We start from the raw sequence: 25,477 nt of genomic DNA, 5'->3' as shown, positions 1-25,477 counted from the left end.
ATTCCTATAAGAGGCTTCTGTAAAAGGAACGTTAAAATTGAATCTTCAGTCAATAGAATTTTATTTATCCCACTAATTGTTAGTTCGTAGGTGTAACCTGATGGTCTCTGATTAGAACCGGGCATTTGATTTGCAGTTGAACCTTTCGTTACCTTTCATTTCACCCCCAATTTTGAAACAAAGGTCCTACTACCAGCCAGTTACATGCGTGACAAAGCATTGTTTAACGGTTGTACCTTAAAAATATCCTTCCTCAAAGAAATAGACATGTGAATTTTTAATAAGAACACCTTTCCGTTTTTGATTTTTCTGATATTTCTCGTTGCGCTTGATTGCTATTAGATAAGTCATTTAAATAGTTAAATATAAAAGACAGTTGCTTTTTTCTATAGGAAAATTCCAAATGTCTCATGGTTACACATTTTAATAGTAAATGCTTGTTCAATTTTATCCCTTCCGTTTGCCAATCCAATTTTTCAACATCTCCTTTGCTATTTTAGCTTATATTCACGATTTATTAGGACTAAGTGCCTGTTTAATCCAGCATTACCAAGACTATATACCCACCTAGCAAATGAAGTCAAGTTCGCATTAAAACAGTTGTATGTCGAAAGGAAGTTAGTATTTCAGAAAATTGCCGAAACAACTACATTGTTGTCTAATGATGACAATGTAGCACACTTTATTTAAAATATATTGTATGAAAAAGACGAAAGTTTTTTAACTTTAACTTTAACTTTCCGATTTCACACTCTATCTATGTATTTACACAACGATGAACATATGCGTACACGGAGGGCGAATACAACTAGCAATGATAAAGCAATTCGCTTATTGGCTCGCTTTAGCTTTTATGGTATACTATTGGCACAATAATACATATACTAAAAAGACCACAGAGAAAGCTGTGGTCTAAGGATAAGCGGTCCTTAAAACGAGGATCAGCTGTATAGAAATAGGCCTCTACGATTAGTTACTCGATACTGGAGGTCTATTTTTTATTAATTATTCGCACGATCAGTGTCAACAGCGTCACCAGAAAGGTGCCAAACGCAAAAATCACAACAAAAACTTCATAAACATTCACCTGGCTCCCCCCTTTCTTTTAGGGCTAGCCGGCCGATCCTACAAGAACATTATCTATACCTAGTATGCCATACATATAGAAATAAATACCCGAAAACAGAACATTTGTTCCGTTTTTTTCTACATGTATGTTACAAGCAATCATAAGCTTGTATACTTCATTGTATGCTCTCACTCTCTTAAGATGTAATGCATTTAAAAGGTATTGTTACTAAATAGTCGTTTTAATGAACATAAAAAAAGGTACAACGGTCTGAAAGATAACAGTAGTTGTTAGATGTACATAAAAGGAAGCTTGTAACATACATGGGAGCTTAGTGCCTTCAGGTAAGACTTATCAGACAAGTCATTATTTGAAAGGTCGAATATTGTTCTATAAGCATAAAGTGAATCTTCAACAGTGGGGGTTTTCATTCATCCCCCACTTAGACTTGTTGCAGTACAGAATATTCAACTCCTCAAGTAGGAGTCTTACAGCACCTTATATACGGGATAAAAAATCGGTTGGCAGCACATGGCTGTCAACCGATCTTTATCATTACTCTTCTTCAGCTTTGGTGTCCGTTTTAGGGTCATTTTTAGGACCACCATAGAAGTATTTACTTTCATCAATTGGCTCCCAATCTTCGTTTGGCGTATAAAAACGAAGTAGATCGCCATATAGCACTTCATCAGAGAGTTCTAATTCTTTCATAACTGTATCATGCATTTCCTTCATCTCATCCGTAGGCTCTTCAATGACTTCTTTTGTTTCACTATCATAATATTTTCCGTCTACATAGCTAAATTCTGGTGCCATGAAATTCCCATTACGGAATGGAACAAACTCTTTATGATCTTTAGAAAACATGTCTGTACCAAACTGAATATAATCTTTAGCATCAATCCCCAAAATGTGAAGCAATGTCGGCATAACATCGATTTGACCAGCATACGTTTCTTTTGTTCCTTCACTCTCAACACCTGGAATGCGAATCATAAACGGAACACGCTGTAAATCTGCGTTTTTCATTGGAGTAATTTCTTCACCAGTGATTTCTTCCATTGCTCGATTATGATTGTCTGAAATACCATAGTGATCTCCGTAAATCATAATAATCGAGTCTTCATAAAGCCCTTTTTCTTTCAGATCTTCGAAGAACTCTTCTAGTGACTCATCCAAATAACGCGCTGTTTGGAAATATCGGTCTACAGAGCCGTCTCCAGTTTCAGCAGGGTCAATCGTTGCGTCTTCCTCATCAATCAAATATGGGTGATGATGAGTCAAAGTCATCATATGTGCATAGAATGGTTGTTCCATATCTTCTAAATAAGGCATGGATTGTTCAAAGAAAGGTTTATCCTTTAACCCATAATTAATAACATTTTCTTCACTCATATCATAGAAATCTTCATGATAGAATTCGTTAATACCTAGATGCTTATACACTTCATCACGATTCCAAAACGACTTTCCATCACCGTGAAATACAGAGCTCGTATAGTTCTGTTCTTGATCAAGGATAGCTGGCAACGCTTGATACGTATTATTGCCTTTCGTTACAAAAGCCGCCCCTTGTGGAAGGCCGTACAAAGATGTGTCAAGTATCAATTCTGCATCTGCTGTTTTTCCTTGCTCTGTTTGATGGAAAAAGTTATTAAAATAAGTGAAGCCTTTTTCCTGATCATTAACTAGAGAATTAAGAAACGGCGTTACTTCTTCCCCGTGGAGCTTGTAATCAATCAAGAAAGATTGAAACGACTCTAAATGAATTTTAATAATATTTTTTCCTTTTCCTTTACCAAAATACTTCTCATTTGGTTTTGCATATTTGGACTTTGTATAATTCTCAACTTTTGTAATATCGCTACTATCAGCTAAAACACGTCTTGTTGATGTTTTAGCACTTTGAACTGCATCATAAATTGTAAAATTAAATGCGCCTAAATATTTTACTAGGTAATTTCTGTCAAATGTCCGTTCTAGTAATTGTGGACGATCAGCCTCTGCTAAACCAAGATTAATAGTGAATGCTAACACACCAGCAGCAATAACTAAAAAAGGTTTACGAAGTTGAATTCGTTGTACGGACCAGTTTTTCCTTATAAAGACAAATAAACCAATCAGGAAAATGATGTCAATCGCATAAAGTAAGTCGCTCCATTTTGCTAAATCTGCGATACTTCCACCAATGCTTCCGAAATTATCTGTTTGAAGCATGGTTGGAATGGTAATAAAATCACTATTAAAGCGATAAAAAACAACGTTAGCATATAAAACAAACGAAAGAATCGTATCAATAATGATTATCCAGATTCCCGCTTTTCTTCCTTTCGCAAACAACGCTAGTCCTAGAAAAATCAACCCAGAGTTTAGCGGATTGAAGAATAATAGAAATTCTTGCATCACCCCACTTACACCCAAGCTAAATTCATATTTATATATTAAATACGTTTTCACCCAAAAAAGTACCAGTGCTACCGCGAAGAATCCTAATTTACTGGATATTAATTTCTTCACTTTTTTCACCTCAAATTATTTAAAATCAAATTTTGCTTTTTTAATTTCATTTAAATTAAATATTAATTTTTCTTAATACGATTGTTAATTATAGCGCATTATCCCCTGTGGGTCAATTATTTTCTAAGAGTGATAGTTGACTAGTTTTATCATGTTTTGTCGAATCATCTATATTATCATTGCTTCAAGTTAAACTTCATAGCTTGAGTTATTCAATTATTCCCATTTTTACCAAGAACAAAGGCGCTGGGGACCCGTTTAGTAACGTAGTGAATGGAACGAATCAACTAAAGATAAAGTGAACCTTCAATCAGCGGGGTTTTCTTCTATCCCCGCTAATTGTTAGTTGAACGAATTGGGGATTTAGTTGCTGCTGCCTCCCACTTCGACTTGTTTAGCTCATCGCTTCCATTCTTGAAGTGGGAGTCTACAACGCCTTTTTACGGGATAAAGGAATCATGCCACTAAAACTGGGGTATGCCGACGTCTGAGCGGCAAGCCCGTTTTAGTCGGCCTTCCTCTTAAAGGCGAACCGATGATGCGCCTTATCGAAGGGCGCATTTCTAAAGTCGCATCGTTGCTGGGCGCTGAAGCCGGACGTGGCTATTCAGTTATTTCGTTATCTCCAAGCACCTAATTTTATATTTTCTTATCTTTTAAAAAAAACCATGGTACTACCCATGGTTTTTATTATAAGAGGTTGTTCAAAACCCAAAATGACGCATCGCTGTTTCTAGTTGGCTTATTTCTCCGTCCCTTTTCCAAGGGAAAATGTGTTTCGAGGAAGCTTCACTAGTGCTCATGTATCTATTCCGTATATGGGGTTCTGCTACTCAAATCGTCCACATCCTGTGACGGGCACAGAAGTCAGTACATCCTGTACAAGCGCGCTACTCGAAACATCACCGTCTCGAACTCAGGCGCACAGGACGTGCTAAGGTCGGCGTTGCAACTGGACAAGGAAGGCTACGCCAGCAATACATCGCCCGCAGAAAAAGTGTTTTTCTGTTTCAAGGACGCCTGAGACCATAGCCGACCTTGATCCTTTTTACCTTCTTTTTGATTAAGCACTATAAGGCACATGTCTATATAGTAAATCGCTGCATTAATGTCTTTAAATTATCTGCCAAATTAGCAAGTCGTTTTGCATTTGACGTTACTTCTTGCATCGAACTGCTCGCTTGCTGCGTTGAAGCGGAGGTTTGCTCGATACCAGCAGCTGATTCTTCCGAAATAGCTGCAATTTCTCCTACCGAGGCATTCATTTCTTTACTGCTATCAGAAACACGCTCAAAATGTGTTTTAACTACTGAAATAGAATCGGTCATCTCAGTAACAGATTGGTAAATTGCTTCAAACGTGTCTTTTGTTTTTGACATTTGCTCAGAACCATTTTCTACCTCTTTGTAACCATCTTGAAGTGAAGTAGTTACTTGATCCGACTCCGTTTGTATATCATTAACCACGCTTTTAATATCATTTAATGAGACAGAGACTTGCTCTGCCAACTTTCTTACCTCGTCAGCAACGACTGCAAACCCCTTACCATGCTCTCCCGCTCTTGCTGCTTCAATAGCAGCATTTAACGCTAATAAATTGGTTTGCTCGGCGACTTCACCAATTACGGTTACTAATTTCGAAATCTCCTGTGTCTTCATATCTAACCCACGGACACGGTCAACAGCATTTTTAACGATCTGGTCTATCTTCATCATTTGATCATTAGTTGTTTCCATAATTTCATGCCCGGATTTTGTTTTAGCTAATACGCCCTTAGAAGATTTCTCTATACTATCACTACTCTGAGTCACTTCTTGAATCGTACTGTTTAAATCATTCATCATACTGGCTAAATTTGCAGCATGATTTGCCTGATTTTCTGCGCCAGACGCAAGCTCTTCCATCGTCGCAGCCACTTGCTCTGTTCCTTGTTGCACCTCATTTGCTGCTTGATTTAATCCTTGTGATTTATCATCAACCACACTAGCCACACTTTTTATCGACATTAACAGTTCCTTCAATTGGTCATTCATTTCATTAGTCGCCATCATCAATTCAGCAACCTCATCTTTCCCTTTTGCTTGTATAGCTTCACTACTCAATTCCCCGTCAGCAATCTTTTTCATTCGATCCTTCAAACGTTGTAGCGGTTTTGCGATTGTATTAGCGGTTATGTATGCAGTAACCATTCCTAATACGACTACAACTACCGTAACGATTAAGCCCATCCATAAAGTAAACTCCCCTATTTGAATGGCATTTTTGCCTTTTTCTGTAATCTTATTTTCGCTCGTTTGAGCTAACTCCTTAAAACCATCAATTAGCTGATTTCCAATTGGCCGGATTTCATTTGCCATGATCACTTTTGCTTTATCACTATTTCCCTTTTCCATTTCATGAAAAAACTTATCCGTAAGCTTTCCCCACTCCTTTTTCTTCTCCATTAAAGACTGAACCTTTTCCGAGTTATCGTGAGCTAAAACAAATTCCTCCAATTCGATTGTTTTTTCAACGGTATTTTCAAAATTCTGTTTATATCTTTCATCATTATATAATAAGTATCCTCGCAAATAGCCTGTTCGTTCAGCCATATTAAGTGCCAGCTGTTCGTGAGCGACTAAGATCTGCATATCTTGTTTTATGATTTCTTTTGTATCTTGATTACTTTTATTAATACTACCTACATTTACAATGCCTAATAATATTACTAATATAATGACAATAGAAAAAGCAAAGATAAGTTTCATTCGAATACTTTTAAATGTAAAAAGTTTGCGCATGCTCCTGCCTCCTTATATGTTATGAAGCCTTTGATGATGTTAACCTATTTATCTTTTCAAGCCATACTTGTAGTAGCTGGCTGCTACAATGCAAAGTTTATTTAAACAAATTGATCGCCGCACCACCCATTATCTAATTCAAAGATACCCCTCATCTATTTTCAGATATCGTAATAATTCCTCCCAACAGCATAAACTTAAATACTCGCAATCATCCAATAAAATGCAACTTTAATCAGTAGAAATTTTCCTCCATCTCCTATAAATGTTAGTACCGTAATGGTATGACCTAAGACCATTTGCCGAATCAGGTACTTAGTAGATGCTTTATTCCCCCAATTAGACTTTTTTGTATCATTTTCAACGCTTGAAATGGAAGATTTATTACATCTTATATTTCTGAGAAGTGTAAGTTTTATCCTCGATATAACCTACTTATCTTTTATCGGTACATACAAGTAAAACATAAAGTGTTTATGTGAGTGATGATGTTGTTTTTTTTATTTTCGAATGAAACAGTCTATTTATAGTATTGCAGAAGCATACTCCAGAAAAATCTTTCATTGAATTACATACAGGCATCTGTTTTTTGTAATTAATAAATGTTGGTCGCTTACCGATATTAGTAATTAGAGAGATAGTTATCCAGTGATTCTTTCTTTCCGAATAACTTGAGTGAACATTACTGCTTTACAACATGACTAGGAGTGTGGATAAAATGAATAAATCAACAGATAGTCAAGTAAATATACACCCAATGCTGCAATCTTTTGTTACAGTTGCCCCTTTTTTACAAGACTTAATGAATGAAGATGTTACAATTGGAATTTATGATACGGAAAAGCTCATCATTAATTTTCCAGCAACAACCTTCTCTTTAAATGTAAAACCCGGGGATCCATTAGTAGAGGGGGACATTGTTACCAATGCAATTCGTCAAAACAAAAATCAAGCAGCTATAGTTCCAGCGGAGTTGTTCGGTGTAAACTTAATTGCCAGGGCTATACCTCTTCACGATGAAATCGGCAACGTTATTGGTGGTGTTGGAATAGGACTTAGCGTGGAAAGAGCAAATCAGCTTTCTGAGATTTCCTCTAATTTATCGACTGTATTTGAGGAGGTAACCAATACAATACAGGATATGGCTGAATCGATTACAGGTTTAGCAAACAATATGTCATTTATATCTGAAAAAGCTACCGAAGTTACGAATCGCGTAGATACGATTGAAGAGGTTTCCAACGTAGTGAAAGGAATTGCTGATCAAAGTAATTTGTTAGGACTGAATGCAGCGATTGAATCAGCTAGAGCGGGAGAGCATGGAAGAGGTTTTTCAGTAGTTGCGGATGAAATTAGAAAGATGGCTGCAAATTCCAAAGATCAGGTTATTGAAATTCAGACCATAACAAATAACGTTAAAGAAGTGATTTCTAATTTAGATAAATACATTCAAGAGGCGAATGGTGAATCAGATAGCCAATCAGCAGCCATTGAGGAGCTATCAGCAACGATTCAAGAAGTGAATGGTAACATTCAAATTTTAGCTCAGCTTGCCAAAGAAAATATCCAGCTAAAAAATTAACTTATTATGGAGGGTTATATATGTCATTTAAGAATTTATCCAGTCAATATATTAATGGAATTTGGAAAGAAGGAACGTCTTCTCGTGTTATGGAGAACAAAAATCCCTACAACGGTGAGCTTATTGCTACATATCAAGCAGCAAGTAAAAAAGATGTAGACAGCGCTTATCAAGCTGCAGCTACTGTACAGAAAAGCTGGGCAAAAACCAATCCTGTTTTAAAACGAGAGGTTTTTGAAAACGCAGTTCAATTTATTAAGGACAATCATGAATCCATCGTTAATATCATTATCGACGAAATCGGTGGCACAAGGTTAAAAGCAGAATTTGAAATTGGTCTTGTCACAAATATGATAAAAGAAGCTTCAACATTTCCATTTCGCATGGATGGAAAGATTTTAACTTCTCCTATTGATGATAAAGAAAATCGGGTTTATCGAATTCCCGTTGGCGTGGTAGGTGTAATCAGTCCGTTTAATTTTCCATTCTTCCTATCCATGAAATCTGTAGCAACTGCACTAGCAGCAGGTAATGGAGTCGTTTTAAAGCCGCATGAGCATACACCGATTACAGGTGGAACCATGATCGCATCTATTTTTGAGAATGCAGGCTTGCCAAAGGGGCTACTTAACGTAATTACAACGGAGATCTCGGAAATCGGCGATCACTTTGTTGCACATCCTATTCCAAGGGCTATTTCCTTTACCGGATCTACAAAGGTAGGCAAGCATATTGGTGCAGTTGCTGGCAAATATTTAAAGGAAGCTCATCTTGAATTAGGAGGAAATAGTGCCCTGATCGTATTAGAGGATGCAGATCTTGATTTGGCGGTGAGTGCTGCGGTATTTAGCCGTTTTACACATCAAGGTCAAATTTGTATGTCGGCCAATAGACTGATTATTCATGAAAAAGTCTATGAAGCATTTGTTGATAAATATGTGGCTAAAGTAGCTACATTAACTTGTGGTGATCCCAAAAATCCCAACACCATTATAGGACCACTTATTAATGAGCAACAAGTAGAAACGACAAAAGCTTTAATTGCTAAAGGCATTCAAGAAGGAGCTAAGCCAATTCTCCAAGGTAAAATAGAAGGAAATGTAGTTGAGCCAGTTGTTTTCACGGATGTAACTCCCGATATGTCCATTGCGCAAGAGGAGTTGTTTGCACCTGTTGTCTCCATTCTTAAAGCAGCTGATGAGCAAGAGATTATTTCATATGCAAATGATACATTATATGGCTTAAGTGGTGCCATTCATACTAGTGACATTGAACGTGGGGCAGAGCTTGCAAAGCAAATGGATACCGGAATGATTCATATTAATGACGGTACGATCAACGATGAACCTCATGTAGCGTTTGGTGGTGTAAAAAGTTCCGGTTTAGGCCGATTAAATGGAGATTGGAGCTTAGATGCCTTTACTACCTTTAAATGGATTAGCATTCAGCATAAAGCTAGAAGCTATCCATACAGTTAATAAAAACAAATGGATGGGGATATATAATTGAATCCTTTAAATTAGGAGGGCTTTTTCATCCCCCACAGGAAATGGAAATGCTTTATATTTAATTAATTACTTTTTTACCAATGTTTGTTAATATTATATAAAGTGAATCTTCCATCAGTAGGGTTTTCATTCATCCCCCACTGATTGTTAGTACCGTAATGATATGACCTAAGGGCTTCTACGAATCAAGCATTTAGGTGCTGTTATCTTGCAGTCCAGATTATCCAACTCCTGAAGAGGCAGTCTTACAGCACCTTATATGCGGGATAAAATAATTGTAAAGGGTGTGTTTGTATGTCTTCTGATACGGATCATTTACGTGTTTGTAACATATATGCTCAAGATTCTTGGCATATGGAATCATTTATAATTGGAAATAGACAAGGTTTGATTGATCTAAGAAATGCAATTGATGAAGCTTTAAAAAATAAAGTAGGAGAGGCAAACCTTTTCCCTTCAGATTTTGAAGGATATACTACTTATATTGCTTTATTAGAAGATGAAAATAAGTTTGCCGACCTTTGTATGCCTTACACCAATGAACCAGGGGTAGGTACAGATGAGAATTCAATACATCCTATTGATATAATTAAAGAATTACAAACAAAGAAATAAAAGGTTCTGACATAACTAAAACAGCTGATTAATAAAACGTTCGTCCATTCTGTATACGCAAATTTTTAGCGTAGTAAAAATATGTAAACTCCTGGGAACAGCGCGTGCTGAAGATCCCGCAGAAAAGCGATTTTTGCTTTCAGGAAGCTGAGGCGCCCCGGAAAGCGAAGGATTTTGACGTAGCCATGGTAAGAATTTTCTAATACAAATAAGCCGAACAATTATAAATTGATCGTTCGGCTTTTGCTATATAGTATTTGCTTATGTCTTAGCCTCTTATAAATAAATTAATATAATATCGTTCGACCTTTTATAGGTTTATTGTTTACTAGATACTAGTGCTCTTAAAGAATGATGAACGCTTATATTTGCAGCTACATGAAAATTCCAAACATGGATCTGTCCTTGCCTCTAAAGGAATTGCCCCATTATCAATAGCAAACACTCTATTTTGCTTTTTGCCTTGCTTATGAAACACTTTTACTAAGCTAGTTACTTTGCCTTTTCTATTTTTAACATTCCATTTAACTTCATAATTATTTTCCGATTTTTTTATCTTCTGTAAATACTTAACAGCAACTTTTTGCCCTTTAAAGCCCAGAGAACTAGATGTCCTCGACAAAACTTTTTCTGCATGTCACTCCTCTTTATTAAGCTCTTAGTAGCTTTTGCTGAATATCATGTAGCATATCCTTTACTAGCGCTTCCTGGTACCCCACCTTTTTGGTTCGCTTTATTTCTTGAGCAAGTGTGAGCAAATCTGGATGTTCAATGCGCTCGAGTTTTTTCAATCGCTCTTCGTCTATTGATTTGACTGGGTTACTCTTTTTATAAGCTCGTATGCTCATTTGCCAAACCCTCACATGTTGAGGATAACGATATAATAATCTTTCAGCCATACCCAAGCCTTCAGGATCAAAGTCACTGGCATAATAAATGGTGCAACCTTCCTTAGCAAGTAAGTCTAGTAATATCCATGCTGCCAGCTTAAATTGCCCATTCGTGCTAACAATTGGAGTGTTTGGTAGCTCATCCAGTAAAGCAGAGCAGACGCCCGAATTCTCCACAACCCAAACATGGCTTCCAATAGCAGGGAAGATTCTATTTATCACAAATAACTCTCGCAATGGAACATTTTGCACTGTATTCATTTTTACAGCTGCGGACCATACTGGATGCAAAACATCTTCCATTGTTTCTGCTAGAAGCCCTGAACACGTAACAAAGTTTAATAGGTCATCCCGGTAAATGTGGTGAACGCGTAAAAGCTCATTGATTGACTCTGTTGTTTGTGGCACCTCATGTTTGGACCATTCTGGATGATAAAAAGCTAACACATCAATAAATAATTTTCCTAAATCTGTATTAATATCAAAGGCATGCGGGTCTGCCGTTATACGTTGGCTAAACATAGGTAAACGCTCTGGCTTAGTCGGCAAATGTTCTCGCGCTTTAGCTAATTTACCTACTAATTGATCAAAATAAGTAACATCCTTTTCAGCTAAACGAACAACCCACCTCATGTCAGAAGGCGTCGATAGTACATATAGGAGCCAATCAAAAAGCAAAGGATAAGACGATGCTAGTTGTTGTAAATGAGATTCTAGTCGATGTTGCGCTATTTCCTTGCGTTGTTTTTTAGAAATGATTTCTTCACCAAAATAATAGTCCAAGAGTTGCTTTAATTCGATTCCATAGTATTTCGTCTCTTGAAGCTGGCTTGCAAATTGGGCAACATGTATCGTGCCCTTCTTCATTAATGTTTCTTTCGTTGTACCATAGAAGCTAGCAATAACCTCTAATTCTCGCTCTGAAAATAGTTGAACCGAAATCGTCCCTCCAATTCGACCAAGCGATTCATACTTTTTACGAAACTGCTTAAACAGCTTATCATATGCTTGTTCACTCTTAAAAAACAAGGTAGCTTCCTTTAAAAGGTCCTCCGTTTCCATTCTGCTTCACACCACTTTCTATGAAGAAATCTATCATCGCATATCCTTAACTATGTTCAACTAGCCAGAAACGATTTACTGGGGAGCTAGCTAATATGATTAATGAAGTAGAGGGAGATGTATGATGTCCCAAATTCTTCTCCTCCCTCTCGTTATATGCCTATACATTCATGGTGTTCGTTTTTTTATTTATCATATCATTTACAACTAATGAGCGCTTATTTCCGTCCCAATGATAGCGAATAACTGTAACGAAATCTTGATTTTTCGGTCGAACGAGCTCATAAATTGCCAGATTTGATATCGTTTCATAATCGCCCCAAAGTACTTGAGAGTTCATCATATAATTAAAACCTAACTCCTCTACTAAACGAAACATCACACTAATATTATCTTCATCCACTCCCGCAAAAGCCTCATCCAAAGTAATGATATAAGGAGCCGTATCTGCAGCTTCTAAATAACGGGAATAACAGGCTGTGAATAATGGAATGTACATCGCCATTGCTTTTTCCCCACCACTGAATTGATAAAAGGCATGGTTAGAAAGCTCTCTTTTCGGTTCACCTGTCCGCTTATAAGATAATACGAACGAAAACCAGTTTCGATAATCGAGCACATCCTTTAACACCTGTAAAAGTGTACTGCCTTCTCCCTTAATCTCAACAAGCTCTTTTGCTCTAGCAATTCTGGAACGAAAATGTTCAATTACTTTTAACATATCCTCTTCTTTTAGCAAACGAGAATCACGACGTAATAAATCGACCAATTCTTTTGTATCGAGCTCTACTTCGGTTTCAGCTGTACGCGGTTTCCATTTGATGGAAAAAGATAAGCCAGATGATGAATCACTTGCTGCCATCAACTTATCCATTTTTTCTGTCCATTGTTGTGCCCTACTAATACGGCTCCTTAATTTTTTGCCCACGGAGTCAAATAAAATTTCCTCATACAATTTACGATCTTGGTCATCCAACAAATGTTGTTGCTGTAAGCAATCATTTTCTATTTTCTCCCGTACGACATAAGGGTCAACACGCTTCCCTTGATAATCAAGCTGAATTAATCGCCGGGTAGCCTTTTCCTTCCAATATTGGATTTTTAGCCGTTGATCGTCTTTCCATTCTTCTTCCATCCATGGATAATGTTCCGCTTGTACCTGTACATCAGACATCCTATATTCCATAAGATTGGAATGTTGTTCATAATATACACTCGTCAATTGTCCTTCAATTGTCGTTAAATTTTTTTCTTTTAACCAATGCTTATACGTTTTTAGAACCCACTTCGCACGATCTTCATTTGTCTCATATGTCTCTGGAAATGATATAAATTGATAATGAATCTCCTGAACAAACGTGTCCTGCCACGCTTCAATCATCTTCTCCAAAAATGACAGCTGCTGCTTTTCTTCCTGAATTTGTTGTGTCAGCATATCACGATTTGCTTCTTTTTTAGGTATATTGACTTGGATTTCAAGGTGTTCTTTTTCCGTCTGCTTTAAAGATTGTTGTACCTCTTGAATTTGCTTACGAATATCTGCAACACCATGCCTGTCTAATTGCCGTTCAATCTCTTTCATATTTCCTTTTACTTTCGCCTTTTTATCAGCTACTACATTTAATTCTCCATTTAACTCATCGACCTCAACTATTATTTGTGCTAATCGCTCACGAGTTTGGATCATACTTTCTTGTTGGAGTAAAAAGGTAGTATGAGCAGTAACTAACGAACTCAACGTCTTTTCGTAACGACGCATTTCTTTTTTCGCTTCTAGATACCCTTCTAGGGAAAAGGTAATATTTAACTCTCTTGTTTTTTCGTCAAGTAATCGTTTTTTCTCTTGATACACCTGATTCGTTGCTTGCATTTCAGCGTCGATTCGTTCTAATTCCTTCTGCAGTTGCTTACCCTCAAATTGCTTTTCTTTCATTTTTGTATAACTTACTTGCAAATCTGCATCATCAGGAAATTGCTTCATAGCTTCTTGTGCAGCAAGGACACTTGCTTCTAGATCACGAATTTTCTTGTTCACCTCATTAATTTGGTGTTGTAAGCCTTCTATATCTTCCTGAAGTTGTGCTATCATTTCCTCACGATATCGTTTGCGGGCATTTTTTCCAATATAGCGAACAGCATCCACGCTAGATGTGTGTCCTTCCACTAAACCTATTCGATATTTTCCATCTTCATTAAAGCTAAAGCTCTCTGTCTGTAGCTCTTCTTCTACTAAAATACTGCGAAGCACATCATCAACCAATTGTTCAGGTAAAGATTGTTCCGGATCTATATCTGGTTTTAAATAATCCGCAAGCGTATGTGCCATCATTTGCGGCTGTGGCGTAATAATCCGGTCATTGGCAAGCGGTATTCCATTTTCCGCCATTAAGCTATCCAATATATTAGCATCGAGCAATATAGCTTCTAGCTGTTTTCGTAGCGCTTCTGGTACATGGTCTTGAAATTCAACAACCTCATAAAAAGGAGCAAATGCATAGCCTTTTTCTTTCAGTTGCATTCGTGCATGTTTCGTTGCTTCTTTCTGATATGGTGGTTCAGGATCACGTTTCGTTTGCCACGATGTTAATTCTGCTTTTTTGTGTTTTAATTCTTCTTGAACAAATGACAAATTTCCTAAATGCGTTGCAATGACCTCATTTTTATTCATTTGGTAAGAAGTACTTTTTTTCACAAACAGTTGGCGGATATCTTCATACGTATTTTCACCATAAAGCTGGTCGATCTCCCGTGCCGTTTTTTGCAATATTTCTTCATCAATTGGTAGAAATGCATTCGTTTCTACCCACTGATAAATTTCAGAAAGCTTTTCCTGTTTATCCTCTTCAAACACATTTCGCCAATCCTTTTCTTCTTGACGGATTGTATCTAATTGTAGCGACGAATCAGCGAGCTTCTTTTGAAAATCGACTAATTGTTGTTGTAGCTGTTCATACGTACGAACCTCGTCGGTGATCGTATCTAACAACTGATAATGTGCTTCCGCTTCCTGACGCCAAACAGTAAAATCAAATTTCTCCATTTGATGCCGTTTAAAATCCTGTTCGTTGATATCATGCTGCATAAAAGAAGCTTCTTCAGCAGCAAGTTGTAAGTCCTCTAATTCATCATCCATCGTCTCTTCCACATCTGTGATTTCAGCTTCTAATGTAGAAATGTTATCTTCTGTTCGTAATTCTAACCGCTTTTTTTCTGAAACTTGATTCTGTTTACGCGTCATATCTGCATCGATTTCTTCCAAGGTCTGTTGCTCATTTGTAAGGTCCTTTTCTAAATTCCAAACTTTATGATGGCGTAGTCGCTCTTGCTTTTTCTCTAGTATGTCTTTCTCTTGTTCTAACGTTCTATTTCGTTCATATAAGTTCAGAATCGCTGCTTCTAGCTTTTCTACTTCTCGCTTTTTTTCTTCCAATACATTCGCTTTTCTCGTATACTGTTGCTTCGTTTCCATATATTCGTGAGCCGCAGCAGTGATCATATACGTATTGTAATCATCGTAACGCCTAATTAACTTGTTTAACGCCTCCTGCTCACGTTCTAATTGCTCAATTTGTTGTTTTGTTTGATCCATATGTTCAATCGTATCCGATAAATGGCGTAAATCTTCATCGGTTAAAGGAGGAAGTGCAGCTTCTAATATTTCATATATGACCGTTGGCTTAAAATCTTTCGATAGTTTTGGACTACGCAATTGAATTAACAGCTTGATTAAATCTTCAAATGCATCAATTTCCTCGAATCCAAAAATATATTTATTTACAAGTTGCATATATTCGGTCTGTGTACGAACGACATGTCCCCCATCACCAATTCGATTCTCTAATTGCACCCGCGAGAGTGGAATTTGCTGCGTTTCTCCAGCGTGCCTTTCTGTTTCGTACAACAGCAAATCTTCATTGATGCGTCGGTTATCCGTAATCATAAAATACCATGTGTTCATTGTTTTATGTCGCCGCGCCTGCATACCAATACCTGTTGTCATATACTGATCCGTATGTTGACGTTTGTATTCAATAAATAAATAACCAGTACGTTCATCTCGATCAACGATATCCTTTTCACCAAGCAAATAGTCTTCCATCTTTCTCGCTTTAGAACCAAATGGATCTAACCGATCAGGAGATTTTTTACCATCTAAAAGAACTGGTAAAATACTTTGCATCGTTACTGATTTTCCAGAGCCATTACTGCCTCGCAATAAAAGTTTCCCGTCTGCAAATTCAAAAAATTCATCATCATAGTACCAAAAATTCAATAACCCCGCACGATGCAACTGCCATTTATTTTTGCTCATGCTGTGACATCCCTTCTTCTACAAATTTCCTTGGGTATTTCCCCACTACACGACCGAGCAATGGGCGAATGATATAGTCTTTCGTAAAATCATCTTGCTGAAGCATCTCCCAACTTTTCAACGTTTCGGTTAATTCCTTTTGTGTTTGTTTTATACTACCTTCCCGATATTGCTTACTCCATCCTGCTCCATATTGTTCATGGAGAGAAGTAATAATTTGTTCAAATGCAACTGCGCTGATGCGTATATTTCCAAATGTATCTGGTTTATAATCTGCTTGATGATCTCTAATGTAAGTTGCAAGATGCAACGCAACATCCATAATAGCTTTCTGATCAGGAAATAACGTAAGCTCCTGTTTTTTCTCTTCTGCTACGAGCAAGGCAACATTTTTAAAAATTTCAAAACGAAATAAAGTATGCTCTTCTAAATCATCCCGCAAACGATTACGATAATTTCGGATATAAGCAAAATCAGGATCATCCTCACCCATTCGTTGAACAGCTGGTGATAACAGTAATTTACGATAGACGCGTTTACGTCGCCCATCTACTGCTTCATGTCTATCCCACTCGCCTTGCATAATATCTTCTTTAGAATGGTAATCCATTAAATCTTTTGGATAAGATCGCATAAAGTATCTTGCATATACCGTTACTTCATACAACACTTCATGCTCTTCATTCAAGGCGAAATGTTCGACTTCTCCTTCCACCACTGACAGAATGGACAGCTTTTCCAGCTGTTTAATAACCCGAACAAGCGATTTACGGTGATGATAATTCGTCCAATCTAGAGGAAGATCACCTGGATAAAGATCTTTAATGTCTTCACATATTTCCGTTAATAAAAATTGTTCATCTACGGTACGGTTTTCTGTAAAGGCTAAAGCACAACAGAAAATCGCATAATCACGAGGCTCTTGAAACTCTTGCATACCCATCCAGCTTTTTGTTTCGACAGGTATTTTTTCCAACTTAATAAAATGCTGATGTACGATTAAGTCAAAGCCAAGCTTGTCGGTTACATAACGCTTAATTACTTTTTCTCTTTCTCTAATAAACTGGTAGGCTTCTGGTTGTTTAGCTCGCAGTATCCAAAAATGTTCAAACAACATCCGCATTGCCGTTTGCGCTTTATCATCGAACTGATTATGCTCCATGGTTGCTCACCTCATCTAAAAACTCAAATGTCACTGCTGGCATTTCCATCGTTCCATCTTCTGCTCGCAATGGAACTCGTCGCTCGGGAGTCAGATGGACTTTTACAACCCTTCCGTGCTCGGTTTTAAAGGTTCGATCTTGTTTAGCCATCGCTTTTCCAATCCAGCTGAGCAACATTTTTCTTACATTTGTTTCAATAATTGGTAGGTTTTCAATCGTGATGGTATTTCCCTCTATATATTTTTCTATCGTGTTTTGTTCAGCAAGCTTTTCTTGTAAATATTGCTTTCGGACAGTTTCTTTCGCTTCCCGCTGATTGATAATTGCACCTGCTTTGGTTTTTTCACGGTAATTACGGATTCGTGGATTCGTTTCATGTTTTATTGGTTGCTCTTGCCAAGTATCTGTATAAATATCCTCTGATGGTATATGGTCACTAAATAAATGACGGGTATGCAATACACCAAAAGCTACAGCAGATAATTCATGAGCTTCGTCAACGTTTTCCATCGAAGCAAACCAGTTTGCTAAATGTAAATAATCTTTTTTACGACTACGGAAATAATGATGTCGCTCTCCTAACCGTTGAACTACGCGAGTAATGCGGCGGATTTGTTCATTGGTTCGTGTTTGCAAGCTGTCCAATTCGCTTTCGCGATAAGCATCTCCTAAAAACCAAACCGTTAATGTTTGCCATTTTCCCTCCATATCCTCCATTAGTGCTGTATCATCCATTACCTCCTCAAATCTCGGAACATGTTGCTGATGAACAATGACCTGCTGGATAAATGGTCGTAGCTTCTCCATATCAATGGAGCGAAGTAATTGTTGAATTTTTTGTGCTGTATGCTGCAAACCAACAATAAAATCTCGCAAATACGATGTGAATTGATCTTTAAATACAAGAAAAGCTTCTGTATGCATCCTTTCTTCTGCCTGTTCACTGTTAATATGGGCAATATAATCAGACGTGTTTTTCGTAATCGATCGAAAGTAAGTAAAAATATCATTCCATAATTGAGAGCAGTCATCGGCTTGAGGCAAAGCAGGTTGTTGAAGTGCCTTTTCCATGTCAACTAATGTTTGATATAACCGTTCAAATTCTTTTTTCTCTAGTGATCCACCAAAAACGTCGCCGCCTTTTTCCATTTCAGATAGCATTCGTTCAAATTCAACGGTGTAAGGTGTACATTGATAACGAAAGCGTTTCTTCTTAAACTCTTCAATCGTATGTGCTCTGCCCATTTCTTGACGAGCCAACAAGTTATTCCATCTAACCAACTGCTCCAAATCCTGATGTAGCTGCTCTTCCGTATAATCTTTAAAATCAGATGATCCTTTAAGGTGCGCCAATATTTCTTCAGGAAATAGAAACTCCCGCATCCGTTCATGCTGTATATAAAAATAACGCAGAATAGCTCGATAACTCCAAGCTTTTTCAGCTGTTAAATAACTTGCTTCAATGACCTTTTTAAAAGTTTGCATCATTAGACATTCTCCTACATAAATTGTCTTTTCTTTTTATTGTAAAGTCTAATGAAATTGAAGTCCAACCGTACAAAACAAAGTGAATCTTCAATCAGTGGGGGTTTTCATTCATCCCCCACTGCTTGTCGTAATGCTATGACCTAAAGACCTCTTACGAAATAGGGCATTTAGGTGCTGCTGTTACCCCCCACTTAGACTTGTTGCTGTACAGATTATCCAACTCCTGAAGTGAGAGTCTTACAGCATCTTATATAACATAGATAACAAGCACGAAGATATGTTCATAAACAAGGTAAAATGTACTAAATGAAAATACGCAGTGGGGAAACATTTAAAATCGGGGCATCTGCTTTCAGCTTCTAAAGCATAAAGAACTCTCATGAGGCTGAGTGGGCAAGTTGATCTGGTTACAGATTACGCCAAAATATTCACTATATACGAATGGAGATAACTTCGTGGCAAGTACAAAAAGCATGCTATTTGCACGCTTCATAGTGTCTTTATCAAGCTCTAAACGAACTTCAGCAGTTTATGAATAGATTTAAGTTCTTAGACTTACGTTTTGGAGAGTGAATCTTCCATCAGATGGAACTTGCTTTCATCCTATGAAAAAGTGGAGCGAAGACCAGCATCCTACATTCGAGATTAAACGGGAGATATGTCGACTTTCCTTATCATTTTAAATTTTCCTTCTAAATAATGCAGACCTTCTTCTAAATCATTTATATCTTCTTTCATAGCATTCGCTCGAATTTCTAAATCTTTACATTGACGATCTACTTGTTGACTACCTGCTCGTATATTATCCAGTTCGTCGATCATATGATTCATCGTATGTAACAGCTCACTCATCTGCTCCAGATTCAAACTAGTTCCCCCCTCTTACCTTATAAGCTCAGAATATCAAGTAAATACAATAAGATAATTTGATGTCACACAAGGTACTTTATTAATTTCAGACTATCAACTGATCAGTAGATCAACAAGTGTATTTCGGAGGATTTACCTCCAGAAGTATAGGTATAAATAAGTATAATTCGACCACTCTCCATAGGGTTAGTTGTTTTTTTAGACTACTTAACTGTTATTCAACATGGTAAAATGGAAAGCAATAAATTATTTAATGGGAAGGGGTTTCAATAATGAAGGATATTCCTATATTTGATGGGCATAACGATACGATATTAAAATTACATCAGTCTCAAGACAGTGACATGGTATTTTTTAATGAAAACGCCTTTGGGCATATTGATTTTCCACGTGCCAAAAAAGGCAAGCTTGGTGGAGGTTTTTTTGCCGCTTTTACACCAAATGAAAACTATCACGTAGAACCCGAAAAACATTTGACGAAAACAGGGTACGATATGCCGCTACCGCCTCCAATTAATCAGCAATATGCATTGAATTATACAAATGCTCTTGCCGCAATTCTATTCAAACTTGAAACAGCCTCTAGCGGAGCGTTAAAAGTAGTGAAAAGCAAAGCAGAATTGACTGATTGTTTAAAACAACAAATATTGGCTGCCATTTTCCATATCGAAGGTGCTGAAGCAATCGACACCGATTTCCATGCGCTTCATGTGTTTTACCAAGCTGGTTTACGTTCACTAGGCATCGTATGGAGCAGACCCAACCAATACGGAGAAGGTGTTCCTTTCCGCTACCCTTCCACTCCGAATATTGGTGGCGGTTTAACCGATGCTGGGAAGCGTTTAGTCAAAGAATGTAATCAGCTGGGAATTATGATAGATACAACACACTTAAATGAAAAAGGATTCTGGGATGTTGTTCACTTAAGTGACGCTCCGATTGTTGCCACACACTCAAACGTTCACGCTATCTGCCCGATTTCACGTAATCTAACAGATGAACAGCTTCAAGCAGTTAAAGATAGTGATGGAGTAGTGGGCATTAATTATGCCATAAATATGCTACGAGCAGATGGGCAGTTTGATACGAACATCCCACTTGATACAATCGTAGAACATATTTCTTATATAGCCGACAATTACGGAGTCGATCACGTCGCACTAGGATCCGATTTTGACGGTACAAGAGTACCCGACAGCCTGAAAGATGTTACAGGCTTACCACGATTGGTAGATCGCTTAAAGGCTGCCGGTTTTACAGAAAAAGAAACGAGGAAAATAGCCTACGAAAATTGGGTGCGTGTGTTGGGGAGAACGTGGAAGGATTAACTAGTACTAAAACCTGTTTTATTGTTATCTAATATTTTTTCTCTATCAATGCTCAGAACAAAGGTGCAAGCGCCCGTTTAGCAACGTAGCGAATGGAACGAATCAACTGAGATAAAGGAATCACGGTGAGGTAACGAACCGATGATGACTTATCGTAGGGCGATTTCGTGAAGTCGCCTAGTTGCTGGGCGCTGAAGCCGGACGTGGCTATTCAGTTATTCCCTTATCCCAAAGCAACAAATCTTATACTTTCCTATAGTGGAACAAAGGTGCAAGCGCCCGTTTAGCAACGTAGCGAATGGAACGAATCAACTAAAGATTTAGGAATCATGCCACTAAAAACAGGGGTATGCCGACGCCTGAGCGGCTAGCCCGTTTTTAGTCGGCCCTCCCCTTAGGGAAGAACCGATGAGGCCTTATCGTAGGGCGCATTTCTAAAGTCGCCTAGTTGCTGGGCGCTGAAGCCGGACGTGGCTATTCAGTTATTCCCTTATCCCAAAGCAACAAATCTTATACTTTCCTATAGTGGAACAAAGGCGCAAGCGCCCGTTTAGCAACGTAGCGAATGGAACGAATCAACTAAAGATTTAGGAATCATGCCACTAAAAACAGGGGTATGCCGACGCCTGAGCGGCTAGCCCGTTTTTAGTCGGCCCTCCCCTTAGGGAAGAACCGATGAGGACTTATCGTAGGGCGCATTTCTAAAGTCGCATAGTTGCTGGGCTCATGCGCGGACGTGGCTAGTCGGTTATTTCGTTATCCACAAGCACCTAATTTTATACTTCTTATCGTTTAATAAAAAACGACTTCAGCGTATTCTAAAGTACTGAAGTCGTTTACTCTTGTAAGATATAGGCAACTAGAGTTTAAAAGAAAAACCATTACACGAGCTTGTGTTTCTAAACAAAGTTTCATTTTCATGATTGAACCCTGCACCAATTTTTCCAATTTAAGAGATAAATCTCTATAATATTTTCTCCCTAGAATTGCGAACGAGTTCACCCCTTAACTGCACCTTTCATTGCTCCACCTATGAAAAAGCGTTGTAATGAAAGGAAAATTACTAAGATAGGGATCATTGATATAATTGCACCAGCAGCAATCAGTCTCCAATCAGATGTAAATGTACCAGAAAGCATATTTAGTCCAAGTGGTAAAGTAAACATATTTTGGTCATTTACAATAATCAATGGCCATAAAAAATCTCCCCAGGCTGATACGAAAGTAAAGATTGTCAATGTTACAATAGACGGTTTTACAAGCGGTATTAATACGCGTAACCATATTTGAAAGCTATTAGCACCGTCCATTCTAGCAGACTCATCTAGTTCAACAGGTAAGGTACTAAAAGCCTGCCTCATCAAAAACACGCCGAACGCTGTCGTAACGTGAGGTAATACCATACCTAAATACGTATTCTGTAACCCTAACTTTAATGAAATAATATACACAGGTATCATTAATAGCTGAAAAGGTATCATCATTGTAGTGATAATTAATATAAATATTGTATTTCTACCTTTGAACCTCATCCTTGCCAATGGATACGCAGCAAGTGAACAAAATAAAACGTTTAATACTACTGTAAGTGTTGCAACAATTACACTGTTCCATAAATATCTCCAAAACGGAAATGTATCCATTACTTTACCAAAGTTAGTTAAAGTAGGATTTTCAGGAAGTAGCTTTGGAGGGTATTGAAAGATATTCTCACTTCCCGATTTTAATGCAGTTGCTAATAGCCATAGAAATGGGCCAATCATAAATAATGTAACCACGCTCAATAAGAGATATAAAAACACTTTTTTTATAAAGCTTTGCATTATGTATCACTCCTATTTGGTATTATCTTTGCCCATAAATTTTAAGTTAATAATAGAAAATACCAAGGTTAATAAAAATAAAATGACTCCTGCTGCACTTGCATACCCCATATTTAACCGATCAAAAGCTTCCGTATATATATAAAACACTAATGTTTCCGAACTATGGAGTGGTCCGCCACCCGTCATCACATAAATTTCTTCAAATACTTTCATCGCTGCAATGGATGACATAATGGAAACAATTAATACAAACGGCATCAACATAGGAATTGTAATTCTAGTTACTTGCTGCCACCAATTTGCACCATCGATTTGTGCTGCTTCATATAAATTAGAAGGTATGGATTGTAAGCCCGCTAAATAAATAATCATATAATAACCTAGCCCCTTCCATACAGTAACAACCATCACAGCAAATAATGCAGTATCCGTGGAAGTGAGCCAAGGTATTGGTTCTGAAATAATCCCTAAAATATCCAACATATAATTTAACAAACCATTTTCTTTATACACCCAATCCCAAGCAATCCCAGCCACTACTAAAGAAGTTACAACTGGGATATAATAAGCGGATCTGAAAAATGCAATTCCTCTTAATTTTTGATTTACTAATACAGCAAGAAAAATTGGAATGATTACTAATGCTGGAACGACGCATATTAAATACAAAAAAGTATTCATTAGTGTTTTCCAAAATAACTCGTCATTAAATAAATTCTTATAATTATCTAATTTTACAAATTCAGGTTCTGTGATCATGTTATAATCTGTAAAACTCATCCATATTGCCTGAAGCATTGGATAAAAAATAAAGGCTCCGAGAATAATACAGCCAGGTAATAGAAATAAGTACGGTGTTATTTTATTTGTGCGCATTAATAGCCCCCCTTTTTATCAACAATCTGGTAACTATTATGTAGAAAAAAGAGAGAGGCATCTCCCTCTTTTTTCATCATCTATTTACTTAAAATTTCATTCCATTCTTGTTCTGCTTTATCTAAAGCCTCTTGAGGGCTTAATTTCCCTAGCATGGATTCTGATATTGCATCATACATAGACTGTCTTAGTTCATCATAATTTTCCATAGGTGGCACTAACAATTCAGCATCTTCTAATTGAGCTGCAGACGTAATTCGAACTAGATCACTTGCTTCTGCGCCCTCAGGAGCCTCCGTGAAATACGGATCTTCTAATGCTTCCAGAGAAGATGGTAAAATTGGTGTTAACTTCGAAAATTCAAGTTGATTTTCAGCATTCGTTAAAAACAAAGCAAATTGAACTGCAGCTTTTTCATGCTTTGTTTGTTTTGGAACCACCACATTTTGAACACTCATAGTTTTTTTGCCTGAATTACCTGTTATTGCTTCTGATGGTACTGTATTTTTATAAATATCTGGAGCATTTTCTTTAATTTGTGATATAAATTGTGATCCTGCAAAAAATGCTACTTGCCCAGCTTGATACATATCGATGGTTTCTCTTTGATCGCCTGTTAATGCTTCTTTAGGTATTAATTCTTCTTTATATAACTCTGTAAAATACTCAAACATTTCCAATCCTTCTTTAGAGTTAAAAGCTGCCTTCGTTCCATCTTCATTCGTTAATTCTGCACCATTTACTACCATATGTTGCAATACTAACGATAAATCAAGTGATGGGAAGTACCCATATTTTCCAGTTTTTTCTTTGATTATTTCAGAAGCTTCCCTCGCTTCTTCAAAGGTTGAAGGTGGGTTTTTAATATCTAAACCTGCTTCTTCAAAAATTTGCTTGTTATTTAAAGTCACTTCTGTAGATAAATACCAAGGAATCGCAAATGTTATATCTTTGATACGATTTGCTTCCCACGCTCCCTTTACATATTTATCTTTATCTTCATCTGCCACTGCTTCTTCCATGTTAACAAGAGCATCTAACTGAGCTAATTGTGAAGCAAATGTTGGGTTTAAGTTAACTACGTCTGGTGCAGAATCAGTACTCACAGCAGATAGAATTTTTTTATCTAAATCTGCAGCCGGAACATCCAACCAATCTATTTTTATATTTGGGTTTTCTTTTTCAAAATCTGCTATAACTCCTTCGATGTAATCAGTAAAAGTCGGTTTTAATTGCATGGTCCAAAATTCTAAAGTTATTTCTTCTTTAGAATCGTCATTCTGCTTATTCCCGTCTTCTTTCGTCTCCTCTTTCCCACAAGCACTTACAATAAGAACGAATGCAATAATAAATAATAACGAAATCAATTTAGCTTTTTTTCTCATCATAATTTAACCCCTTTCAAATTAGTAATAAATGCTTCTACACAAAGGATAAAAACACATCACCTCCTAAATAAAGTTAATCTTCAATCAGCGGGGCTTTCATTCATCCCCCCACGGCTTGTTAGGACCGTAATGGTATGACCTAAAGGCCTCTTACGAAATAGGTCATTTAGATGCTGTTATCTCCCAGTTAGACTTGTTGCAAT

General features: G+C 37.3%; 16 protein-coding genes. 4 read left to right on the top strand and 12 right to left on the bottom strand.

Annotation, left to right across the window (positions count from 1 at the left end):
* Window positions 1–277: 277 nt before the first annotated feature.
* From BKP57_RS17695 to BKP57_RS17680, 4 genes are all read right to left on the bottom strand, one after another.
* Window positions 278–472: a hypothetical protein gene (locus BKP57_RS17695; protein ID WP_050352288.1), complete on the bottom strand. Its 195-nt coding sequence runs from the start codon at window positions 470–472 to the stop codon at window positions 278–280.
* 519 nt (window positions 473–991) lie between these two features.
* Window positions 992–1,087, bottom strand: a complete 96-nt coding sequence (locus tag BKP57_RS17690; protein ID WP_072742087.1) for a putative holin-like toxin — start codon at window positions 1,085–1,087, stop codon at window positions 992–994.
* Window positions 1,088–1,624: 537 nt separating this feature from the next.
* The gene (locus tag BKP57_RS17685; RefSeq protein ID WP_050352287.1) at window positions 1,625–3,586 is read right to left on the bottom strand and encodes a lipoteichoic acid synthase; all 1,962 of its coding nucleotides are present in this window, start codon (window positions 3,584–3,586) and stop codon (window positions 1,625–1,627) included.
* A 1,085-nt stretch (window positions 3,587–4,671) separates the two neighbouring features.
* The gene (locus BKP57_RS17680) at window positions 4,672–6,366 is read right to left on the bottom strand and encodes a methyl-accepting chemotaxis protein (RefSeq protein WP_072742086.1); all 1,695 of its coding nucleotides are present in this window, start codon (window positions 6,364–6,366) and stop codon (window positions 4,672–4,674) included.
* A 718-nt stretch (window positions 6,367–7,084) separates the two neighbouring features.
* Between BKP57_RS17680 and BKP57_RS23240 the strand changes: the two genes are divergently transcribed.
* The 3 genes from BKP57_RS23240 (at window position 7,085) to BKP57_RS17665 (ending at window position 10,071) form a co-directional block, all read left to right on the top strand.
* Window positions 7,085–7,948, top strand: coding sequence for a methyl-accepting chemotaxis protein (locus tag BKP57_RS23240; protein WP_050352285.1), 864 nt, complete (start codon window positions 7,085–7,087; stop codon window positions 7,946–7,948).
* A gap of 20 nt (window positions 7,949–7,968) precedes the next feature.
* The gene (locus BKP57_RS17670; protein ID WP_050352284.1) at window positions 7,969–9,426 is read left to right on the top strand and encodes an aldehyde dehydrogenase family protein; all 1,458 of its coding nucleotides are present in this window, start codon (window positions 7,969–7,971) and stop codon (window positions 9,424–9,426) included.
* A gap of 324 nt (window positions 9,427–9,750) precedes the next feature.
* Complete coding sequence (locus BKP57_RS17665; protein ID WP_050352283.1) at window positions 9,751–10,071, top strand: hypothetical protein; 321 nt, start codon at window positions 9,751–9,753, stop codon at window positions 10,069–10,071.
* Between the two features lie 650 nt (window positions 10,072–10,721).
* On the opposite strand, the gene BKP57_RS17655 is transcribed toward BKP57_RS17665, so the two are convergent.
* The 5 genes from BKP57_RS17655 to BKP57_RS17635 all read right to left on the bottom strand — a co-directional run bounded on the left by BKP57_RS17655 (window position 10,722) and on the right by BKP57_RS17635 (window position 19,853).
* Window positions 10,722–12,023, bottom strand: coding sequence for a TIGR02679 family protein (locus BKP57_RS17655; protein ID WP_050352281.1), 1,302 nt, complete (start codon window positions 12,021–12,023; stop codon window positions 10,722–10,724).
* 160 nt (window positions 12,024–12,183) lie between these two features.
* Window positions 12,184–16,335, bottom strand: coding sequence for a TIGR02680 family protein (locus BKP57_RS17650; RefSeq protein WP_072742085.1), 4,152 nt, complete (start codon window positions 16,333–16,335; stop codon window positions 12,184–12,186).
* Window positions 16,322–17,497: a TIGR02678 family protein gene (locus BKP57_RS17645; protein WP_050352278.1), complete on the bottom strand. Its 1,176-nt coding sequence runs from the start codon at window positions 17,495–17,497 to the stop codon at window positions 16,322–16,324. Before BKP57_RS17645 ends, BKP57_RS17650 begins: the two co-directional genes overlap by 14 nt.
* The gene (locus tag BKP57_RS17640; RefSeq protein ID WP_050352277.1) at window positions 17,487–18,986 is read right to left on the bottom strand and encodes a TIGR02677 family protein; all 1,500 of its coding nucleotides are present in this window, start codon (window positions 18,984–18,986) and stop codon (window positions 17,487–17,489) included. Before BKP57_RS17640 ends, BKP57_RS17645 begins: the two co-directional genes overlap by 11 nt.
* A gap of 645 nt (window positions 18,987–19,631) precedes the next feature.
* Window positions 19,632–19,853: a hypothetical protein gene (locus tag BKP57_RS17635; protein WP_050352276.1), complete on the bottom strand. Its 222-nt coding sequence runs from the start codon at window positions 19,851–19,853 to the stop codon at window positions 19,632–19,634.
* Window positions 19,854–20,128: 275 nt separating this feature from the next.
* Between BKP57_RS17635 and BKP57_RS17630 the strand changes: the two genes are divergently transcribed.
* Complete coding sequence (locus tag BKP57_RS17630; RefSeq protein WP_050352275.1) at window positions 20,129–21,184, top strand: dipeptidase; 1,056 nt, start codon at window positions 20,129–20,131, stop codon at window positions 21,182–21,184.
* Between the two features lie 998 nt (window positions 21,185–22,182).
* Here the strand turns inward: BKP57_RS17630 and BKP57_RS17625 are convergent.
* The 3 genes from BKP57_RS17625 to BKP57_RS17615 all read right to left on the bottom strand — a co-directional run bounded on the left by BKP57_RS17625 (window position 22,183) and on the right by BKP57_RS17615 (window position 25,274).
* On the bottom strand, window positions 22,183–23,007 hold the full coding sequence (locus BKP57_RS17625) for a carbohydrate ABC transporter permease (protein ID WP_050352274.1): 825 nt from the start codon (window positions 23,005–23,007) through the stop codon (window positions 22,183–22,185).
* A 12-nt stretch (window positions 23,008–23,019) separates the two neighbouring features.
* Window positions 23,020–23,886 (bottom strand): carbohydrate ABC transporter permease, encoded by an 867-nt coding sequence (locus BKP57_RS17620; protein WP_050352273.1) that lies wholly within the window; start codon window positions 23,884–23,886, stop codon window positions 23,020–23,022.
* 80 nt (window positions 23,887–23,966) lie between these two features.
* Complete coding sequence (locus BKP57_RS17615) at window positions 23,967–25,274, bottom strand: ABC transporter substrate-binding protein (RefSeq protein ID WP_072742084.1); 1,308 nt, start codon at window positions 25,272–25,274, stop codon at window positions 23,967–23,969.
* Window positions 25,275–25,477 lie beyond the last annotated feature (203 nt).

This window comes from Virgibacillus sp. 6R (assembly GCF_001895305.1).
Classification (GTDB): domain Bacteria; phylum Bacillota; class Bacilli; order Bacillales; family Amphibacillaceae; genus Virgibacillus; species Virgibacillus pantothenticus.
Note: the sequence above shows the minus strand (reverse complement) of the source record. Positions and strands in the feature narration are given on the sequence as shown.